Annotated in this window: 17 protein-coding genes; 8 read left to right on the top strand and 9 right to left on the bottom strand. The window is 37.6% G+C overall.

Annotated features, from left to right (window positions below; translation table 11 throughout):
* Positions 1–170 precede the first annotated feature (170 nt).
* The 4 genes from pheS to QUE09_RS09615 all read left to right on the top strand — a co-directional run bounded on the left by pheS (position 171) and on the right by QUE09_RS09615 (position 4,341).
* A complete protein-coding gene (pheS, locus tag QUE09_RS09630; RefSeq protein WP_286232552.1) occupies positions 171–1,151 on the top strand; it encodes a phenylalanine--tRNA ligase subunit alpha in 981 nt (326 codons plus the stop codon).
* 11 nt (positions 1,152–1,162) lie between these two features.
* Positions 1,163–3,562, top strand: coding sequence for a phenylalanine--tRNA ligase subunit beta (pheT, locus tag QUE09_RS09625; protein ID WP_286232551.1), 2,400 nt, complete (start codon positions 1,163–1,165; stop codon positions 3,560–3,562).
* Between the two features lie 3 nt (positions 3,563–3,565).
* The gene (locus QUE09_RS09620) at positions 3,566–3,856 is read left to right on the top strand and encodes an integration host factor subunit alpha (RefSeq protein WP_286232550.1); all 291 of its coding nucleotides are present in this window, start codon (positions 3,566–3,568) and stop codon (positions 3,854–3,856) included.
* Positions 3,857–3,927: 71 nt separating this feature from the next.
* Complete coding sequence (locus tag QUE09_RS09615) at positions 3,928–4,341, top strand: DUF1801 domain-containing protein (RefSeq protein WP_286232549.1); 414 nt, start codon at positions 3,928–3,930, stop codon at positions 4,339–4,341.
* A gap of 15 nt (positions 4,342–4,356) precedes the next feature.
* Here the strand turns inward: QUE09_RS09615 and QUE09_RS09610 are convergent, their stop codons facing one another.
* Entirely contained in the window at positions 4,357–4,878 is a 522-nt protein-coding gene (locus tag QUE09_RS09610) for a DUF2937 family protein (protein ID WP_286232548.1), read from the bottom strand.
* A gap of 140 nt (positions 4,879–5,018) precedes the next feature.
* On the opposite strand from QUE09_RS09610, the gene QUE09_RS09605 reads away from it, so the two are divergent.
* The 4 genes from QUE09_RS09605 to QUE09_RS09590 all read left to right on the top strand — a co-directional run bounded on the left by QUE09_RS09605 (position 5,019) and on the right by QUE09_RS09590 (position 9,109).
* Positions 5,019–6,809 carry an ABCB family ABC transporter ATP-binding protein/permease gene (locus QUE09_RS09605; protein ID WP_286232547.1) on the top strand — a complete coding sequence of 597 codons (1,791 nt, stop codon included), beginning with the start codon at positions 5,019–5,021 and terminating at the stop codon, positions 6,807–6,809.
* Positions 6,802–7,374 (top strand): DUF1415 domain-containing protein, encoded by a 573-nt coding sequence (locus tag QUE09_RS09600; protein WP_286232546.1) that lies wholly within the window; start codon positions 6,802–6,804, stop codon positions 7,372–7,374. The genes QUE09_RS09605 and QUE09_RS09600 overlap by 8 nt, the downstream gene beginning before the upstream one ends.
* A gap of 100 nt (positions 7,375–7,474) precedes the next feature.
* Complete coding sequence (locus QUE09_RS09595; protein WP_286232545.1) at positions 7,475–8,263, top strand: hypothetical protein; 789 nt, start codon at positions 7,475–7,477, stop codon at positions 8,261–8,263.
* A gap of 27 nt (positions 8,264–8,290) precedes the next feature.
* Positions 8,291–9,109, top strand: a complete 819-nt coding sequence (locus QUE09_RS09590) for a glucosaminidase domain-containing protein (protein WP_286232544.1) — start codon at positions 8,291–8,293, stop codon at positions 9,107–9,109.
* Between the two features lie 552 nt (positions 9,110–9,661).
* On the opposite strand, the gene QUE09_RS09585 is transcribed toward QUE09_RS09590, so the two are convergent.
* From QUE09_RS09585 to QUE09_RS09550, 8 genes are all read right to left on the bottom strand, one after another.
* Positions 9,662–10,954, bottom strand: coding sequence for an NCS2 family permease (locus QUE09_RS09585; protein ID WP_286232543.1), 1,293 nt, complete (start codon positions 10,952–10,954; stop codon positions 9,662–9,664).
* A gap of 69 nt (positions 10,955–11,023) precedes the next feature.
* Positions 11,024–11,917: a tRNA 2-thiocytidine(32) synthetase TtcA gene (gene ttcA / locus QUE09_RS09580; protein WP_286235913.1), complete on the bottom strand. Its 894-nt coding sequence runs from the start codon at positions 11,915–11,917 to the stop codon at positions 11,024–11,026.
* Between the two features lie 137 nt (positions 11,918–12,054).
* Complete coding sequence (gene uspE, locus QUE09_RS09575; protein ID WP_286232542.1) at positions 12,055–12,984, bottom strand: universal stress protein UspE; 930 nt, start codon at positions 12,982–12,984, stop codon at positions 12,055–12,057.
* A gap of 115 nt (positions 12,985–13,099) precedes the next feature.
* Positions 13,100–13,816: a fumarate/nitrate reduction transcriptional regulator Fnr gene (gene fnr / locus QUE09_RS09570; RefSeq protein ID WP_286232541.1), complete on the bottom strand. Its 717-nt coding sequence runs from the start codon at positions 13,814–13,816 to the stop codon at positions 13,100–13,102.
* A 39-nt stretch (positions 13,817–13,855) separates the two neighbouring features.
* Complete coding sequence (locus QUE09_RS09565) at positions 13,856–14,524, bottom strand: sulfite exporter TauE/SafE family protein (protein WP_286232540.1); 669 nt, start codon at positions 14,522–14,524, stop codon at positions 13,856–13,858.
* Complete coding sequence (gene ccoS / locus QUE09_RS09560) at positions 14,521–14,721, bottom strand: cbb3-type cytochrome oxidase assembly protein CcoS (protein WP_286232539.1); 201 nt, start codon at positions 14,719–14,721, stop codon at positions 14,521–14,523. Before ccoS ends, QUE09_RS09565 begins: the two co-directional genes overlap by 4 nt.
* 10 nt (positions 14,722–14,731) lie before the next feature.
* The gene (locus tag QUE09_RS09555) at positions 14,732–17,119 is read right to left on the bottom strand and encodes a heavy metal translocating P-type ATPase (protein ID WP_286232538.1); all 2,388 of its coding nucleotides are present in this window, start codon (positions 17,117–17,119) and stop codon (positions 14,732–14,734) included.
* A 3-nt stretch (positions 17,120–17,122) separates the two neighbouring features.
* On the bottom strand, positions 17,123–17,617 hold the full coding sequence (locus QUE09_RS09550; RefSeq protein WP_286232537.1) for a FixH family protein: 495 nt from the start codon (positions 17,615–17,617) through the stop codon (positions 17,123–17,125).
* Between the last annotated feature and the right edge of the window lie 106 nt (positions 17,618–17,723).

The following is a 17,723-nucleotide window of genomic DNA, read 5'->3' as shown; positions in this document are numbered from 1 at the left end:
CAAACTTAATTCTTTTTTACTTAAACACAGCAAGATCGTGAATTATTTATTAAAAATCGTTGAATTGATCTACTTTAAACGATCATTTTTGTGTAAAATCTCTGACCTTTATTTTTACATTGAATAAGTCTAGCCAACGAACGGTGGGGTTCACCGCTTTAGAGGAAATCATGAATTTAGACGACATTATATTGCAAGCAGAGCAGGCAATTACTGCTGCTAATACGCCTGAGGAATTAGATCAGGTTCGCGTAAGTTTTCTTGGGAAAAAAGGTCAGTTTACTGAACTAATGAAAGGCCTTAGCCAATTGCCCAAAGAAGAAAAACCTAAAGCTGGACAAGTGATTAACCAAGCCAAACAACAAGTTCAGAAAACGTTAACGGCGCGCGGTGAATTATTACGTACCGAAGCGATTAACAAAAAACTTGCTGCTGAAACGATTGATGTGACTTTACCTGGGCGTAGTAATGAACAGGGTGGCTTGCACCCGGTTACACGCACCATTGAACGCATAGAGAGCTTTTTCGGTGACTTAGGTTTTGCAGTGAAAGAAGGCCCTGAAGTGGAAGACGACTTCCATAACTTTGATGCGTTAAATATTCCTGAACATCATCCAGCACGTCAAGATCATGATACTTTTTATTTTAATCCAAAGCTGGTTTTACGCACACAAACTTCTGGTGTTCAAATTCGTACTATGGAGAAAGAGCAGCCACCTTTGCGTATCATTTCACCAGGTAAAGTGTATCGTAACGATTACGATCAAACACATACGCCAATGTTCCACCAAGTTGAAGGCTTAATGGTTGATAAAGACGTATCATTTACTCATTTGAAAGGTATTTTGCACGACTTTCTTCACCACTTTTTTGAAGAAGATCTTGAGATTCGATTCCGTCCGTCATACTTCCCATTTACTGAACCATCAGCTGAGGTTGATGTGAAAGGTAAAAATGGTAAATGGTTGGAGGTGTTAGGCTGTGGTATGGTCCACCCAAATGTATTGAAAGCAGTAGGTATAGATCCTGAGGTATATTCAGGCTTTGCTTTTGGTATGGGGGTTGAACGTTTAACCATGCTTCGTTATGGCGTAAATGATCTACGTGCATTTTTTGAAAACGATCTTCGATTCTTGAAACAATTTAAGTAAGGCAATTCATCATGAAATTTAGTGAATCTTGGTTACGTGAATGGGTAAACCCCGCGATTTCGTCAGATGAATTGACGCACCAAATTACTATGGCAGGTTTGGAAGTAGACGGTATAGAGCCGGTTGCTGGCGAATTTAAAGGTGTCGTAGTCGGTGAAGTTGTTGAATGTGGACAACACCCAGACGCAGACAAATTACAAGTAACAAAAATTAATGTGGGTACAGCCAGTGACGACGGTGAGTTAATCGACATTGTTTGTGGCGCAAAAAACTGTCGTTTAGGCTTAAAAGTTGCTGTTGCGATGGTCGGTGCTGTGCTTCCTGGTAATTTTAAAATTAAAAAAGCGAAATTACGCGGTCAACCATCATTTGGTATGTTATGTAGTGAATCAGAGCTCGGCTTGGCAGAGGCAAGTGATGGTATTATTGAACTACCACAAGAAGCTCCGATCGGTACTGATGTGCGTGATTATTTAGATCTAAACGATGTAACTATTGATGTTGATTTAACGGCGAATCGTGGTGATTGTCTAGGCCTGAAGGGCTTAGCACGCGAGGTTGGTGTTTTAAATGGCTTGCCTGTTTCTGAACCTGAAATAACTAGTGTATCAACGACGATAAACGATACACGAGACATTCAATTATCAGCGCCTGACGCTTGTCCAAGATATTTGGGCCGAGTAATAAAAAACGTAAATCTTAATGCGCAAACGCCATTATGGATGGTTGAAAAGTTACGTCGTTGTGGCATACGTTCTATTGACCCTGTCGTTGATATTACAAATTATGTTTTGTTGGAGCAAGGCCACCCAATGCATGCCTTTGACCTATCAGCGATAGAAGGTAAGATTGATGTTAGGCTCGCAAAGCCAGAAGAGAAGTTAGTGACACTCGATGAAGCCGAAGTGTCATTAAAAGAAGGTACGTTAGTGATTGCAGATGACAATAAAGCATTAGCAATTGCTGGTATATTTGGCGGGCTAGATTCTGGCGTTACAACCAATACAAAAGATATATTCCTCGAAAGTGCTTTCTTCTCGCCATTAGCGATATTAGGAAAAGCGCGACAATATGGCTTACACACAGATGCATCACATCGATATGAACGTGGTATTGATCCAGAGTTACAGCATCAAGCAATGGAAAGAGCAACGGCGCTACTATTAGATATAGTCGGCGGCGAAGCAGGGCCGATTACAGAGGCGGTATCGCAAGAACATTTGCCTAAAGCAAAACAGGTGAGTTTACGCAGAAGTAAATTGGATTCACGTATTGGCCATCATATTGTTGATGACAAGGTAACTGAAATTCTAACACGATTAGGGTTTGATGTTAGCTTTGAAAATGATGTTTGGCACGTTAAGGTACCTAACTATCGTTTTGATATTAAAATTGAAGAAGATTTAACCGAAGAAGTTGCACGAATATTCGGTTATAACAATATACCGAATGTATCGCCACAAGCAACATTGGCTATGTGTGACCGAAAGGAAGCGCAATTGCCTCTTAAACGTTTACGACAAACACTTGTTACGCGTGGTTATCAGGAAGCAATTACCTATAGTTTTGTAGATCCTAAAGTACAACAGCTTATTCATCCTGACAAAGAGGTGATGACTCTGCCACATCCTATTTCATCTGAAATGTCGGTAATGCGCTTAAGTTTATGGACAGGGTTGTTGCAATCGGTTGTCTATAACCAAAATCGTCAGCAACAGCGCATGCGTTTATTTGAAACAGGACTGCGCTTTGTGCCTGATGAAAATGCTGAAAATGGTGTACGTCAGGAACAAATGATCGCTGGTGTTTTAACGGGAGCTCGTAACCAAGAACATTGGGATATGGAAAAAGCGGCGAGCGATTTTTACGATATAAAAGCTGATGTAGAAGCCTTACTTGCAAGAACTGCCAATGCAGAAGCATATTCGTTTGAACAAGGGCAACATGATGCGCTTCATCCTGGCCAAACAGCTGCTATTTATAAAAATGGTAAGATAATTGGTCATGTTGGTACCTTACATCCTGAATTAGAAAGGAAATTAGGTTTAAATGGCCGTACATTAGTTTTTGAAGTTTTATTGACTGAAATTTCAACACTTAATATCCCTCAAGCTGGCGATATTTCTCGCTTTCCGGCGAATAGACGTGATATTGCTGTTATCGTCGAAGAAGATGTAAATGCAAAAAAAGTGTTACAACTCATTGAAAATGTTGGCGGAAATTATTTAGTTGATCTAAACTTGTTCGATGTATACAGAGGCAATGGTATAAATGATGGCTTTAAAAGCCTCGCTATTGCAATGATACTACAAGATCATGAAAAGACTCTTGAAGAAAAAGATATCAATGATGTTGTAAATCGAGTGGTCGAAACATTAAAAGATGAGTTAAATGCATCACTGAGGGATTAAGCAATGGCGCTAACCAAAGCAGAAGTCGCAGAACATTTATTTGAAAAAGTTGGGCTAAGTAAGCGCGACGCAAAAGACATTGTTGAAATGTTTTTTGAGGAAATTCGAGAAACACTAGAAGCCGGTGAACAAGTAAAGTTATCTGGTTTTGGTAATTTCGATTTACGCGAGAAAAGCGAACGCCCAGGTCGTAACCCAAAAACCGGCGAAGATATTCCTATCTCTGCTCGTAGAGTGGTTACATTTAGGCCAGGACAAAAGTTAAAAAGTCGTGTTGAAGACGGCAACGGTTAGCTTTAGAGTCATAAAAAAGGTTACTTCGGTAGCCTTTTTTATTGGTTAAAATTAAATATTGGCTTAATTATATGGTGGCAATTAAAACTCAACCTACTAAAGCTGATGTTCTTCAATTTATCTCGTCAATTGAAAATGAAACACGGCGTAACGACGCATTAATACTTGTTAATATTTTCACTGAACTCTCGGGTTTTGAACCCGTAATGTGGGGCAATGCCATTATAGGCTTTGGTGAATACCACTATAACAACAGCCAAGGTAAGCAGCGTTGGATGTTAACAGGCTTTTCACCTCGCAAACAAAATTTATCATTATATATTATGCAAGGGTTTGATGATTATCAGGCAGAGCTCGGTAAAATTGGTAACATTAAAACCGCTAAGTCTTGTTTGTATATTAAACAACTAGCAAAAATTAACATGTCTGCATTGAAGCACTTTTTAGCGAAAGCGATCGCAGATATGAAAACTAAATACCCGTAAATAAGGTATCGGTTATTACATTACCTTAGTGGGCTTTATTTTTGTAAATATTTTTTTTAGCCCTAAAGCTAGCGCTTGAAGTAAGCCTACAACTAATATTGCTATACATAAGCCCGTTGTAAGAGCTTCTAACGTTAGGGGGACGGTAAGCGAAAATATGTTAAGCGTTTGTTTTGCTATTTCAATGTCTACATGACGAAAGAAAAACACCAGTTGTTCCGTATAAGATGCGTTTGTCATACCAGATAACTGAAATTGTAAATACTCATTGCGACTAATAAGTGAGGCGATAATTTTACCGGTTTCGTTAATTACAACATCGCTATTCTTTAAATAATGATTAGTAAGTTGTAATAAGCTACCTTGAAAATGTAAATCTGCGAGTGTTTGGTATTGCGACAGTTGGAGCTTTGCTTCATTGAAGTGGCCAGTAAGTTGTTGTGTGTACTGGTAAAGAAATGCAGGGCATTGGATGCCAAGAATAAAAAAAAACGTAAACAAACCTCTATCGACTATGTGTTGAACAAATGACAGCATATAACATTGCTTTTTATGACCGTAGCCTCATAATACACTCATTGTTTGTTAGCACAACGGCTAACGGTGTTTTCACATCATATCTGATGGTCACATCCCATTAATAGTTAAACACTAGAAAGATAATATAAGAGCATGATATGCGACGTTCTCAACAAAGTGACCACGAGCCAACACATTTTAATTGGCGCATTGTCACTTCACTAATCCCTTACCTTTTAGAATTTAAAGTTAGAATAGCTATAGCGTTAGCTTGCTTATTAGCAACAAAATTTGCGAGTGTTTATTTACCTTTTATTTTAAAGGATATTGTTGATTTACTTGATACACAGCAAGAGAAAAATATATTTATCGTGCCATTCGGATTAGTTGTTGCATACGGAGCAGTGCGGTTAGGCGTTGTATTATTTGCAGAAATAAGAGATACACTCTTTGGTCGAGTAACTGAAAGGGCGATAAGAAGGATAGGTTTACAGGTATTTGAACATCTACACTCACTTGATCTTGATTTTCATTTAAATCGGCAAACAGGTGGTTTATCAAGGGATATTGATAGGGGTACTTCAGGCATTAGTTTTTTAATGCGTTTTATGGTGTTTAGTGTGATCCCTACGTTGATAGAAATTGCAATGGTAATTGGCATTTTATTGTTTAATTATGGCATTTGGTTCGCATTAATCACTCTAGCTTCTATTGTTTTTTATGTTACTTATTCTGTGATTGCGACAAATTGGCGTACAAAATATGTGAGAGCTGCGAATAAGGCTGATTCGTCTAGTAACACGCGTGCAATAGATAGCCTATTAAACTATGAAACCGTTAAATACTTTACCAATGAAACATATGAAGCTAATGCTTATGATCAACAGTTAGCGAGTTGGGAACAGGCTAAAATTAAAAACCGCTTGTCATTATTTGCGTTAAACGGTGGTCAAGCGTTTATTATTTCCATCGCAATGACGGCAATGCTAGCGTTAGCTGCGTATCAGGTGACCTATGAGAAAATGACGCTTGGTGATTTTGTCTTGGTTAATGCCTTTATGATGCAGTTATTTATGCCGTTAAACTTCTTAGGTTTTGTCTATCGTGAAATTAAAGGAGCTTTAGCAAATATAGAACAAATGTTTGGTCTAATGCACACCAATGCCAAAATTACCGATGTTGAAAATGCACCAGACCTTGTGTTAACAAAAGGTGAATTAACCTTTGAAAACGTATCGTTTTCTTATCACGACGAGCGTCCAATCATAAAAGATCTGTCCTTGACTGTTCCACCTGGGGCAAAAGTCGCTATTGTTGGCGAAAGTGGTTCAGGTAAGTCGACATTAGTGAAATTGTTGTTTCGATTTTATGACTGTAAACAAGGAGCGATAAAAATCGATGGGCAAAATATTGCACATATCACGCAACATTCATTGCGTAAAAATATTGGTATCGTGCCTCAAGATACGGTGTTATTTAATGACACCTTGTTAGAAAACGTGCGTTATGGTAACCCAGAGGCTAAAGATGAGCAGGTCATTGAAGCGATAAACCTTGCACATTTAAGTCACTTTGTAGAACAGTTACCTAAGGGTCTTGAAACTGAAGTTGGCGAACGTGGATTAAAATTATCTGGTGGTGAAAAACAAAGGGTTGCTATTGCTCGTACAATTTTGAAAAAACCAAAAATTCTCGTTTTTGACGAAGCAACTTCTTCATTAGATAGCCATGCTGAGCAGGCTATTCTAGGCGCACTGCGCCAGTTATCACTAAACCATACAAGTATCTCAATAGCACACCGTTTATCTACTGTTGTCGATGCGGACAACATCATCGTTATGCACCAGGGAGAAGTTATTGAACAGGGTGATCATCAGGCATTAATCGCCTTGAAAGGTAAATATTATAACATGTGGCATTTACAAAAAAGTGATAACAGCAATGAATAAATTAACCGCGCAACAGGCAGTAAACATGACGCGCCAATGGTTGGAGCAAGTTGTTATTGGACTTAATTTTTGTCCGTTTGCAAAAAAGGAATTTATCAATAACACCATTCAATTTCATGTGTGCCAGTCTAGTAAGTTTACTGCTACCCTTGAAGAATTTATTCAACAAGTAGAAAAATTGGCTGAAAAGTCGGATATAGAAACGACACTTTTTATTTTAAGTACTGGGTTTGACGATTTCGATGCTTATTTATCATTGGTCGATTATGCCAACGATTTATTAGTAGAATGTGGTTACGAAGGGGTGTTTCAAATAGCTACTTTTCATCCTGATTACTTATTTGACGGTGAAGATGAATCAAGTGCTAGTCATTATACTAATCGTTCACCATTGCCAATATTGCACATTTTAAGGGAAGAAAGTTTGGCTAAAGCTATTGCTAGTTACAAAACACCTGAAAAAATACCTGAGAATAACGTGATGTTAGCAAATGAAAAAGGTACGTCTTTCTTTGAACAAACACTCGCGTCAATATATAAGCAAACAAAAGATAACATAAAATAATTTTTATAAAGTTTTGCCAGTTAGGTATAATTGCACTTTTGAAGTTTTACAAAGCGTTGTATGAGCCTTGTAAAACTGTAATTCAAATAGAAAGGTTTATATGGAAGAGCGTTCGGTTATAAAAGTTGGTGGTGATTTAGAAAAAGCCATTAATGGTGATTATAAAATTGATGTTAAAAGCGTATTAACTGAAGCGTGGGAATCAACTAAGCGTTCGCGCACGGCAATTAATATAGGTCTTTTGTTTGTGTTTATTCTTGGTGTTACGATTTCATTAGTCGTTAGCCAATACTTTGGTGGTATTGAAGTTGTGTTACAAAACCAACAACAGTCGGCGTTATTAAATATTATTGTGACATTAGTGGTTTATCCATTTCTTGTTGGTGTAGAAATGATGGGGATTTACCATGCTATCGGACTAAAAACACACCCCAAACTTGTGTTTGGATTTCTAAAACGCGGTAGTTGGGTAGCAATTTGCGCATTATTTACGTCAACGATTATTGCTTTAGGCATGGCACTTTATTATCTTCCTGGTATCTATTTAGCAGTGGCATTGTCGTTAGTTCTACCTTTAGTTGTTGAAAAACGTTTGTCGCCGATGAAAGCCATTTTAATTTCGTTAAAAGCAACAAGGCACCAATGGTTTGCAATTTTTAGTATTTACCTTGTATTAATGTTGCTGCTAGTGGCGAGCTTTCTACCTTTAGTTATATTCGCTAAATCGTCTATTTCATTAGTTGGCGGTATTATGACGATTTTTGCGCTCACCTATTTAGCACCTTTGTTTTATAATGTTAAAGGTGTTTTATACCGGGAAATTTTTGGTATGCAAGTTACACTGCAAAAAGGCAGTGATTCTCCAGTTGACTCAACTTTTTCAGCATAACTTAGATAAACAGGAAGTGATTACTTAATGAGGTATGTTAAGCATTATGTGCTAAGTGCACTTTGGCTAATCGTATTATGGGCCTTGATTAAGCCTTTGCTTGAGCAAGACAAATATAAAGTTGAGCAAGTCTCTCCTGAAACAAAAAAGCCATTAGAAAAAACATTAGAAGAGCAACCTCTGCACAACGTTGCATTACCTGATTTTGAAAATTTTAGAAATATTAAACATAAAAAAACAGCATTTTTTAAGTTTATTAAGCCGGCTGTGGAAAGAGAAAACAAACGGCTAAGCGAACTAAGAAACACCTTGTTACAATGGCAAGATTCAATAACGTTCAATAAAGCGTTATCTCGTCAAAATGCATTAAAAGTTGAAGCGTTAGCGCTTAAATATAAGCTCAATACACGCTTATCTATTGCAGATAAAATAGATATTTTATTGACACGAGTTGATATTGTGCCAACACCATTAGTGTTAGTTCAAGCGGCTAACGAATCAGCATGGGGCACATCACGTTTCGCACGAATAGGGTTAAATTTCTTTGGTATTTGGTGTTATCGAAAAGGTTGTGGCATGGTACCAAGTAGCAGGGATGAAGGGCTAAAACATGAAGTTGCCGCTTTTCAAAGTGTTGAACAAGCGGTTGCACATTATATGCTAAATATAAATACTAACGCTGCCTATAAAGTACTGAGAAACATAAGAGCACAGTTACGAGAACAGAAGTTGCCTGTAAAGTCAGATATATTGGTGACAGGGCTATTACCATATTCAGAACGTGGTTCGGATTATATTTTGGAAATATCTGAAATGTTGAGGCACAATAAAAATTATATACATTAAGTATTACTTAGCGTTCAAAAAGCCATTGTTTATACAATGGCTTTTTTTATTGAGAACTCAAAACCGCCTCCTATGGAGGTGTAATAGTGTATTCTGGGCTTTGCCTGTAAAGCTTAGTTTAATAGTATTTATTGAATTGTTTTCAAGTAGCTTTTTAATGCTAAATTGCAGTGACGGATCCGATAGGAATGGCGTATACCATCCCCCATTGAAGCGATAACCGCAATTGTTTTTTAAAGACGCTAATGTTTATCAGCCAAGGATGGCTGACACTGACAGCGCAGGGATGGGTATTTGTCAGAGCGGCTGACAGTCTATAAATATTGCGGTTATTGTTCGCTGTATAATGCGAAGAGGGTGTTGTCAGAGGGAAACAATCGATTTTTCTTTCTGTCGTGCTGTCGGCATAACGACAATTTAACGAGAGTGATAAACAATAGATGAACGTATTTTACGATGAACTCAGTAGTCGCTGAAAGATATAAGCTCCCTTACAGGGAGCCTTGTCAAAGTCACCTTTATTAGAGGTGGAGTATTTATTTATATGGCTGTTTATGCGAAGTATATAAACTTTAGTAAAAATAGCGTCGCAAGTATCAATACGCTGAGAGTTATGTCTTTAAATTGTCCACTAAAGGCTCTTACGGCAACGTAACTAATAAAGCCAAATGCAATACCATGGGCAATTGAAAAAGTTAAAGGCATGGTAATGCATATTACTGCAACAGGAACTGCTTCAGATAGGTTATCCCATTTTACATTGACTAAACCCGCTAACATTAACACTGCTACGTAAAAAAGAGCTCCGGCGGTAGCATAAGCAGGTACCATAGCAGCAAGGGGAGAGAAAAAGAGCGATAATAAGAATAATACACCGACAACAACAGCAGTAAGGCCTGTTCGCCCTCCAGCGGCAACCCCAGAAGTACTTTCAACGTAGCTAGTCGTGGTTGATGTACCAAGCATGCTCCCAGCAACCGTGGCCGTTGAATCGGCTAATAACGCTTTTCCAAGCCTTGGTAAATTACCACTTTTATCAAGTAACTTACCACGTTGTGCAACGGCGATTAAAGTGCCAGAAGTGTCGAATAAATCAACGAATAGAAAAGCAAAAATAACACTAAGCATGCCAACTTCTAAAACACCTGCAAAATCAAGTTGCATAAACGTTGGTGCGATTGAAGGGGGTAATGAAAGTACCCCGTTATATTCTATTTGACCGGCTAAGACACCAAGCGTGGTGATGATGACAATCGCGATCATCACTGCGCCATTAACTTGTCTGTTAACCAAACCAACAATGATAAATAAACCTAGCGCTGCCATAACGGCTGAAAAGGATGTGATATCGCCTAAACTTACAAAAGTTGCGGGGTTATCAACGATAATACCGCTATTCTTTAGTGCGATAAATGCTAAAAATAGACCTATTCCCGCAGCAATTCCATACCTTAGAGAGTGTGGAATTGAGTTTATTATCCACTCTCTAATATTAAATAAACTTAAGATAATAAATACACAGCCTGAAACAAAAACGGCGGCAAGTGCAACTTGCCAGCTGTAGCCCATATCGAGTACAACCGTATAGGTAAAAAAGGCATTTAATCCCATCCCTGGCGCAAGAGCGATTGGGTAGTTAGCAATAAATCCCATGACGAAGCAGCCTATGGCAGCAGCGAGGCAAGTCGCTACAAAGACCGCATTTTTATCCATACCTGCGTCAGCGAGCATTGCTGGATTAACAAAGATGATATAAGCCATCGTTAAGAAGGTCGTTATACCGGCAATACATTCTTGTTTAAAATTTGTATTATGAGCAGATAAGCTAAATAAACGTTCTAACATAATTATTCACTGTAGTAAGTAGAAGGAACAGTGAGTCGCCTTCCTAATGGTTACTCGATTGTTTGTGTATTAGATATTTGATACATCAATAATTAATGATTCATCTATGTTTGTAGATGAAACGGTCTCTTTCGAAAAATCATAAGCTTCTCTTGGTGTTTCACGATCAAGCGGTAAATTTACGAAATCAAACAAGGTGTTATCTGCTAATTGACTAGGACTTACATTGCTAATAGATTTGAATATATTTTCTATTCTACCCGGCGTTTGCTTATCCCATTGCGTAAGCATGGCTTTAATGTTTTGACGTTGCAGGTTTTCCTGTGAACCACATAAGTTGCAGGGAATAATAGGGTATTGTTGAATATCAGCAAAGGCAACTAAGTCTTTTTCACGACAATAGCTCATTGGACGAATAACAACATTGCGATTATCATCGGAGCGTAATTTTGGCGGCATGGCTTTTAATTTAGCACCAAAAAACATATTTAAAAATAAGGTTTCTACGATATCATCCATATGATGGCCTAAAGCAATTTTAGTGGCGCCAATACTTTCAGCAAATGAATACAACGTGCCTCTGCGTAGGCGTGAACAGAGCCCACATGTGGTCTTTCCTTCAGGAACTTTTTCTTTAACGATTGAATAGGTGTCTTTATCAACGATGTAATAAGGAATATTCAGTGATTCAAAATAGTTTGGTAATACATGCTCTGGAAAACCAGGTTGCTTTTGATCAAGATTAACGGCGATCACATCAAATTTGATTGGTGCTGACTTTTGTAAACTCAACAAAATATCGAGCATGGCAAATGAGTCTTTACCGCCACTGATCGCAGCCATAATAACATCACCTTCTTCAATCATATTGAAATCGGCAATCGCTTTACCTACTTTACTTCGTAGTCTTTTTTGCAGCTTATTGGCTTCGTACTGGTTTTTGCGATTATCGATATTTTTCATCATTTATTGGCATGTCGTTTAAAAAATGGTGCGTATTATAAAGAGATTATCTAGTGATGATAAGTAAAAAAATAACCAGCAACGAATGCTGGTTATTTTATTTATAAAAAACTTGCTTATCTTACATTGCAATTATGTTAACTTTGCAATGGTGAAACATAGCCTTCTGGTTTTAACGCTAAAACATCACAATTTAATCGATCAATAACATGTTCAGCTGTGTTACCGATCAAAGCAGCGGATAATCCTGTTCGTCCAATTGTGCCTAGTACCACGAGCTCAGCATCAAGTTGTTGTGATATTTCGTCAATAACATCTTCAGGAAGACCTTCTTTTACATGTGTATTCCCAGCGTCAATATGATACTTTTTCGCATGTGCAGTCATGGCTTCTTCATGGTGTTGACGCATAGAGTCGTTATACTCATTAGCGTTAAATTCTGGTATCTCTATGGCGATATTAACGGGTGTACCCGGATAAGAATTTACTAAATGAACATTACCATTAATAATCGAACCTAGTTGCACCGCTTCTTGTGTAATTATATCGTTAAGAGAGGTATGTTCAATTTCTTCACTACCCACATTAATAGAAGCAACAATATTACCGTTCTCAGGCCAGCTATGATCTTTAACAAGTAATACCGGGCACGGACATTTTCTGAGAATATGCCAATCAGTTGGTGTAAATATTACTGATTTTAGCTTATCGTGTTCATGCGTGCCTTTGATAATAATGTCAACGTCGTGATGAATTGCTTGTTCAATTATTGGTTCGAAAGGACGATTGTGCCAAACAACTTGATGACGTATTGATATACCTTGAGGGTTTTCAGTGGCAATAATATTTTCTAACCACTGCTTTCGGTCATCGATTAATGACTGGCGCATTGCCTCTCTTTCTTCGCTAGACAACATCGTGGTCATTTCATAGGAGAAATCATAAATAGATAAAAATGCGGTAATACTTCCATTTGTTTTTTGTGCAAGCTCAATCGCTCGCTTTAACGCTTTTTGTTCTTCGGTCGTTGGATCTATCACCGCTAATATATTTTGATACTTTTCCATATTATGACTCCAAAATAGTGTCTTTATTGATCAATTATAGTGATTATAAGAAGAACCGCACTTAAATTAATTGTTTTAAATCAAAGCTTGAAATAAAAATTGTACAAACAATCCTTTAACCTGCACTTTCCACTAATTTATCCAGATCTACAATGGTAATAAATTTTCCATCAACGTTTATGATACCGTTTTTATGGAATCTATTGAGTAAACGACTTATTGTTTCTACCGTTAAACCAATATAATTTCCTATATCACTTCTCGTCATTGTTAATCTAAATTCTGTTGCAGAAAGGCCACGATCTTTATAACGATTACTTAAACTTGATAGAAATGTGGCTAATCGTTGCTCAGCATTTTTTCGGTTTAAGAGTGTTAACATTTCTTGATCTGTTTTAATTTCTGCACTCATCATTCTTAAGATTTGCTTTTTTAGTTTAGGCATCGTATTTGATAGCGCGTCAAGCGTATCATATGGAATTTCGCAAACCATAGATGTTTCTAATGCCGTAGCAAAGCTTGAATGTTCTGAAAGTGCGATGGCTTCAAACCCCAATAAGTCACCAGCAAGATGAAAACCTGTGATTTGTTCTTCACCACTTTCGTTTACGGTAAATGTTTTAAAGGTGCCAGATCGTACAGCATACAATGATTTCATTTTATCGCCATCATGAAATAATTGCTCGCCTTTATGAATAGGGCGCTTTCGATCGATAATTTGATCCAACGTTTGTAGCTCTTGTTCATTAAGAGAAAAGGGTAAACAAAGTTCACTAATGCTACAATTTTGACAATGAATATGTTGTTGACCTGAACACTGATTGTTATACATAACGTCCCTAGGTACAGCTATTTGATTGCTCGAATAGTATTAAAACATGACGTGATATGCAAACTTTAGTGTAATGAGTCCATAAAAGATTAAGCCTATCGCAATTAAACGCCTGACCCAGCGTTTTTTAAAGAATAACGTCAGGCTTTGAAACCCCAATGAAACAGTGAGTAATGCGGGTAATGTACCAAGACCAAAGAAAAACATGATGCCCATACCGCTAACTGCACTGCCGGATGCAATAGACCAGGTCAGTGTAGAATAAATTAACCCACAAGGTAACCAACCCCACAACATGCCTAGTCCTAACGCCTTAGGCATTGAATTAATAGGTAATAGACGTTTGCTTAATGGTTGTAATTGTTGCCAAAAGCCACGTCCGAGTTTTTCCACATGATTAAGCCAAAATAGCCATTGACCAATGTATAGGCCTAAAAGAATAAGAAAAATACCCGCAATGACTTTTAATATAATAACTGGAAATCCAAGCGCTTGTACGCCCAAGGAACCTGTCCAACCGGCAATGAGACCAAGGAAGGAATAGGTAATAATGCGTCCTAAATTATATGCTGAGATATAATAAAATGACGTTTTACTTTGTTTCTCAACGGCAGCGGTTAACATAGTTGAAATACCACCACACATGCCAATACAGTGTCCCGCGCCTAGTAAGCCAATTAAAATAGCTGAAAAGTAATCAAGTGTCATTTGTCGCGAAGGTCATTTTGATCGTGTTCAGGTTGAGGTTTACGATCATTTTTATTTTTGTCTTCTTCAAACAAAATACTTAAACCTTGCTTTTCTAGGTCATCGAATTGATCAGATTTTACCGCCCAAAAGAATATATAAATGCCAAGTGCAGTTAAGAGAATTGCTATTGGGATTAAAACGTAAATTACACTCATAAGTTTCTGTCTATTTTACTTTTAATAGGCGTAGTGAATTTGTAATAACTAATATCGAGCTTAACGACATACCAATAACTGCCATATAGGGAGTTATGTAACCACATACCGCCAATGGAAGTACAATAGCATTATAACCAAAAGCCCAGCCATAGTTTTGCCAAATAATAAGTTTTGTTTTCTTCGCAATATTGCGTAGTAAATTGATTGAATTAAGTCGATTACTTAATAAAATTACATCTGCGCCACTTTTTGCAACTTCAGTACCACTGCCCATAGCAATAGATACATGTGCTGCACCAAATACTGGTGTGTCATTAATACCATCTCCAATCATAGCGATGGTATAGTTATCTTGCAGTGCCTTTAATGTGTGCATTTTATCTGTTGCTGTTAATTGGCTATGTACTTGTTGCAGTTGCAATGCTTGTTGTACTTTATTACAGCCTTCTTGATTATCACCCGACAGCATTATCGACGCGATATTGTCACGCCTTAATGAATCAATAACGTTTTTTGCGTCATCTCTTATATTATCGATAAGTGATATAGCGGCAATAGTTTTGTTATCTATCGTGATGATACATGCATAGGAAGAAAACTGTTGTAGTTCAGTATTATTTAACAGCCACTTAGGTTTACCTATTTTAACTTGCTTGCCATCTATAATCCCAGTAACACCGTTACCAGCATCTATCTCTACTTGATCACTGATAATTTTAAAGTCACGATAACTTGCGAACGCTTTCGCTATAGGGTGCTCTGAATGCGCCTCGATACTCGCTGCGTAAGCTAATATCGTCGATTTGTCATAATCATTAGTGAGTAACTTTACTTCAGCGATTTCGAAGTCGCCTGTTGTAAGTGTACCTGTTTTATCAAAGGCTATGGCATTAATTTCTGGTACGGTTTCCATAACATGTGAAGATTTCACCATGATACCTGAGCGGTTTAAACGGGTGGTTCCACATGTTAGTGCAGTGGGAGTAGCTAGTGATAATGCACAAGGGCAGGTTGCTACTAATACTGATAAGGTAATCCAAAAAGCTTCTGAAGGCATGTGTTGTTGCCAATAAATGGCAGTGCCAATAGCTGTTAGTAATATTGTTGCGACAAAATACTGTGCAATGCTGTCAGATAGTTGTGCAATTTTTGGTTTATGCGCCTGCGAAGCTTCGCTTACACGAATTAGTTGGCTTAAAAATGATGCATTGCCGGCTTGTTTCACTTCAACGAGTAAGTTGCCATCGCCATTAATGGTACCTGCAAATACGCTATCGCCTACTTGTTTGTCGACAGGCATTTGCTCCCCCGAGAGCATTGCTTCATTGATTGGGCTTTTCCCTTGAGTAATGACGCCGTCTGCTGGGATCACTTCACCAGGTTTTACAATGACGATATCTGAAGGGATAAGCGTGCGTGCAACAACGTATTCTTCTGCACCTTCAGAAAGTTTAGTTGCAGTCATTGGCATTAACTTTAGTAAATTTGCTGATACTTCTGCCGCTCTATTTCTTGCTCTAAATTCTAAAAATTTTCCGATAAGCAGTAAAAAGGTAAACATAGAAACAGATTCAAAATACACTTCACCTGTTTGATAGATCGTTGCCCATGTACTGGCAATAAAAGCTAAGATGATTGCGATAGATACTGGTACATCCATTGATAAGCGTTTAGCCTTTAAAGCATTGAATGCCCCTGTATAAAAAATAAATGCGCCATAAGTCACGATAGGAAACGTAAGAAATAGACTCGTATATCTGAGGTAAACCTCAATATGTTCATCCATATCTGAGAATGCGCCAAAGTATAGGCCCACAGCTATCATCATGACTTGCATCATTAAAATGCCAGAAATACCTAAACGTTTAATAAATGCTTTACTTTGTGCTTTATTAGATTTTTCAACGTCATTTGCCTTAAAAGGTAGCGCGTGATATCCCACTTTTTCTATGGCAATTAAAATATCGCTAAGTTTTATGACATTGTCATTCCAACGAATGTTTGCTCTTTGTGTTGTTGCATTGACACTGATACTGCTAACACCAGACAGTTGATTAATCTGCATTTCAATTAACCAAGCACAAGCGGCACAGCTGATACCTTCTACAGTTAAAATGGCTTCTTTAAATTCACCATCTTGATAGATAAACTCACTTTGTAAGCTTTCTTCATCAAGTAATGTGCGTTTTTGTAACTGTTCAGGAATTAACGCTTCACCTTTTGGTGCTGATTCAGTTCTAAATCGATAGTAATCTGTTAATTGGTTGTCAACAATGGTTTGAGCAACTGCTTCACAGCCAATACAGCACATTGGTTGAGGGGTATTATCGATAGTGACAAATGCAGAGAAGCCTTTAGGGATGGCTTCTCCACAATGGAAACAAGATGTGTTCATAGCTTAATTAGCTTCGATAGCTTTAGGTATTATCTCAATAAAATCAGATTGTGGTAACGTAATAACGTTTTGTATTTTCCAATGCTGTTCAAACGGTGTAATCGTTACACGCCACTTTCCTGACACGTCCTGCTCAACAAATTGTCGATAATTACCGGACGCATCTGGTGTAAGTGCAAAGTAAAAATCTTTATCTTTTAAGGTCGAATGATAAAAATTAACATTTAACAATGGAAACTCTTTGTCTATACCTGTTGGTTTTATTACTAACTCTTGCTTATCAAGTTTTAACTCGAATTTCATACCGAGTTTTTGCGCAAGTTTTATTTTAGAAATTTCTAAATTTATTGCTTTACCTTTTTTGTAATAATCACCAACAACTAATGGATCTGGATCCGTATTGGCGATAATAACCGTTGTTATACCTGCGACAACGGCCGAAAAAGGAAGAAAAAATACAAGCCAAGCCCAGGGCTCTTTATACCAAGGTGTTTTCATGAAGTAATAACAGTTACTAAATAATGTCGCTATTATACTGATTTTAAATAGATGAGACTATTGAATTAAGTGTATTTGTTACTTTAGATCAAATTCCATAGTGAAC

It is taken from the genome of Thalassotalea sediminis, from assembly GCF_030295915.1.
GTDB lineage: Bacteria > Pseudomonadota > Gammaproteobacteria > Enterobacterales > Alteromonadaceae > Thalassotalea_C > Thalassotalea_C sediminis.
This window is presented reverse-complemented; position numbering and strand designations above follow the sequence as displayed.

What these genes read in the sequence shown, in the direction of transcription:
- pheS (WP_286232552.1), top strand. Translation starts at nt 171, where the DNA reads ATGAATTTAGACGACATTATATTGCAAGCAGAGCAGGCAATTACTGCT.
- ttcA (WP_286235913.1), bottom strand. Translation starts at nt 11,917, where the DNA reads ATGAAAAATATCGATAATCGCAAAAACCAGTACGAAGCCAATAAGCTG.
- QUE09_RS09555 (WP_286232538.1), bottom strand. Translation starts at nt 17,119, where the DNA reads ATGAACACATCTTGTTTCCATTGTGGAGAAGCCATCCCTAAAGGCTTC.
- QUE09_RS09565 (WP_286232540.1), bottom strand. Translation starts at nt 14,524, where the DNA reads ATGACACTTGATTACTTTTCAGCTATTTTAATTGGCTTACTAGGCGCG.
- QUE09_RS09620 (WP_286232550.1), top strand. Translation starts at nt 3,566, where the DNA reads ATGGCGCTAACCAAAGCAGAAGTCGCAGAACATTTATTTGAAAAAGTT.
- fnr (WP_286232541.1), bottom strand. Translation starts at nt 13,816, where the DNA reads ATGTATAACAATCAGTGTTCAGGTCAACAACATATTCATTGTCAAAAT.
- QUE09_RS09590 (WP_286232544.1), top strand. Translation starts at nt 8,291, where the DNA reads ATGAGGTATGTTAAGCATTATGTGCTAAGTGCACTTTGGCTAATCGTA.
- pheT (WP_286232551.1), top strand. Translation starts at nt 1,163, where the DNA reads ATGAAATTTAGTGAATCTTGGTTACGTGAATGGGTAAACCCCGCGATT.
- QUE09_RS09600 (WP_286232546.1), top strand. Translation starts at nt 6,802, where the DNA reads ATGAATAAATTAACCGCGCAACAGGCAGTAAACATGACGCGCCAATGG.
- ccoS (WP_286232539.1), bottom strand. Translation starts at nt 14,721, where the DNA reads ATGAGTGTAATTTACGTTTTAATCCCAATAGCAATTCTCTTAACTGCA.
- QUE09_RS09605 (WP_286232547.1), top strand. Translation starts at nt 5,019, where the DNA reads ATGCGACGTTCTCAACAAAGTGACCACGAGCCAACACATTTTAATTGG.
- QUE09_RS09550 (WP_286232537.1), bottom strand. Translation starts at nt 17,617, where the DNA reads ATGAAAACACCTTGGTATAAAGAGCCCTGGGCTTGGCTTGTATTTTTT.
- QUE09_RS09610 (WP_286232548.1), bottom strand. Translation starts at nt 4,878, where the DNA reads ATGCTGTCATTTGTTCAACACATAGTCGATAGAGGTTTGTTTACGTTT.
- QUE09_RS09595 (WP_286232545.1), top strand. Translation starts at nt 7,475, where the DNA reads ATGGAAGAGCGTTCGGTTATAAAAGTTGGTGGTGATTTAGAAAAAGCC.
- QUE09_RS09615 (WP_286232549.1), top strand. Translation starts at nt 3,928, where the DNA reads ATGGTGGCAATTAAAACTCAACCTACTAAAGCTGATGTTCTTCAATTT.
- uspE (WP_286232542.1), bottom strand. Translation starts at nt 12,984, where the DNA reads ATGGAAAAGTATCAAAATATATTAGCGGTGATAGATCCAACGACCGAA.
- QUE09_RS09585 (WP_286232543.1), bottom strand. Translation starts at nt 10,954, where the DNA reads ATGTTAGAACGTTTATTTAGCTTATCTGCTCATAATACAAATTTTAAA.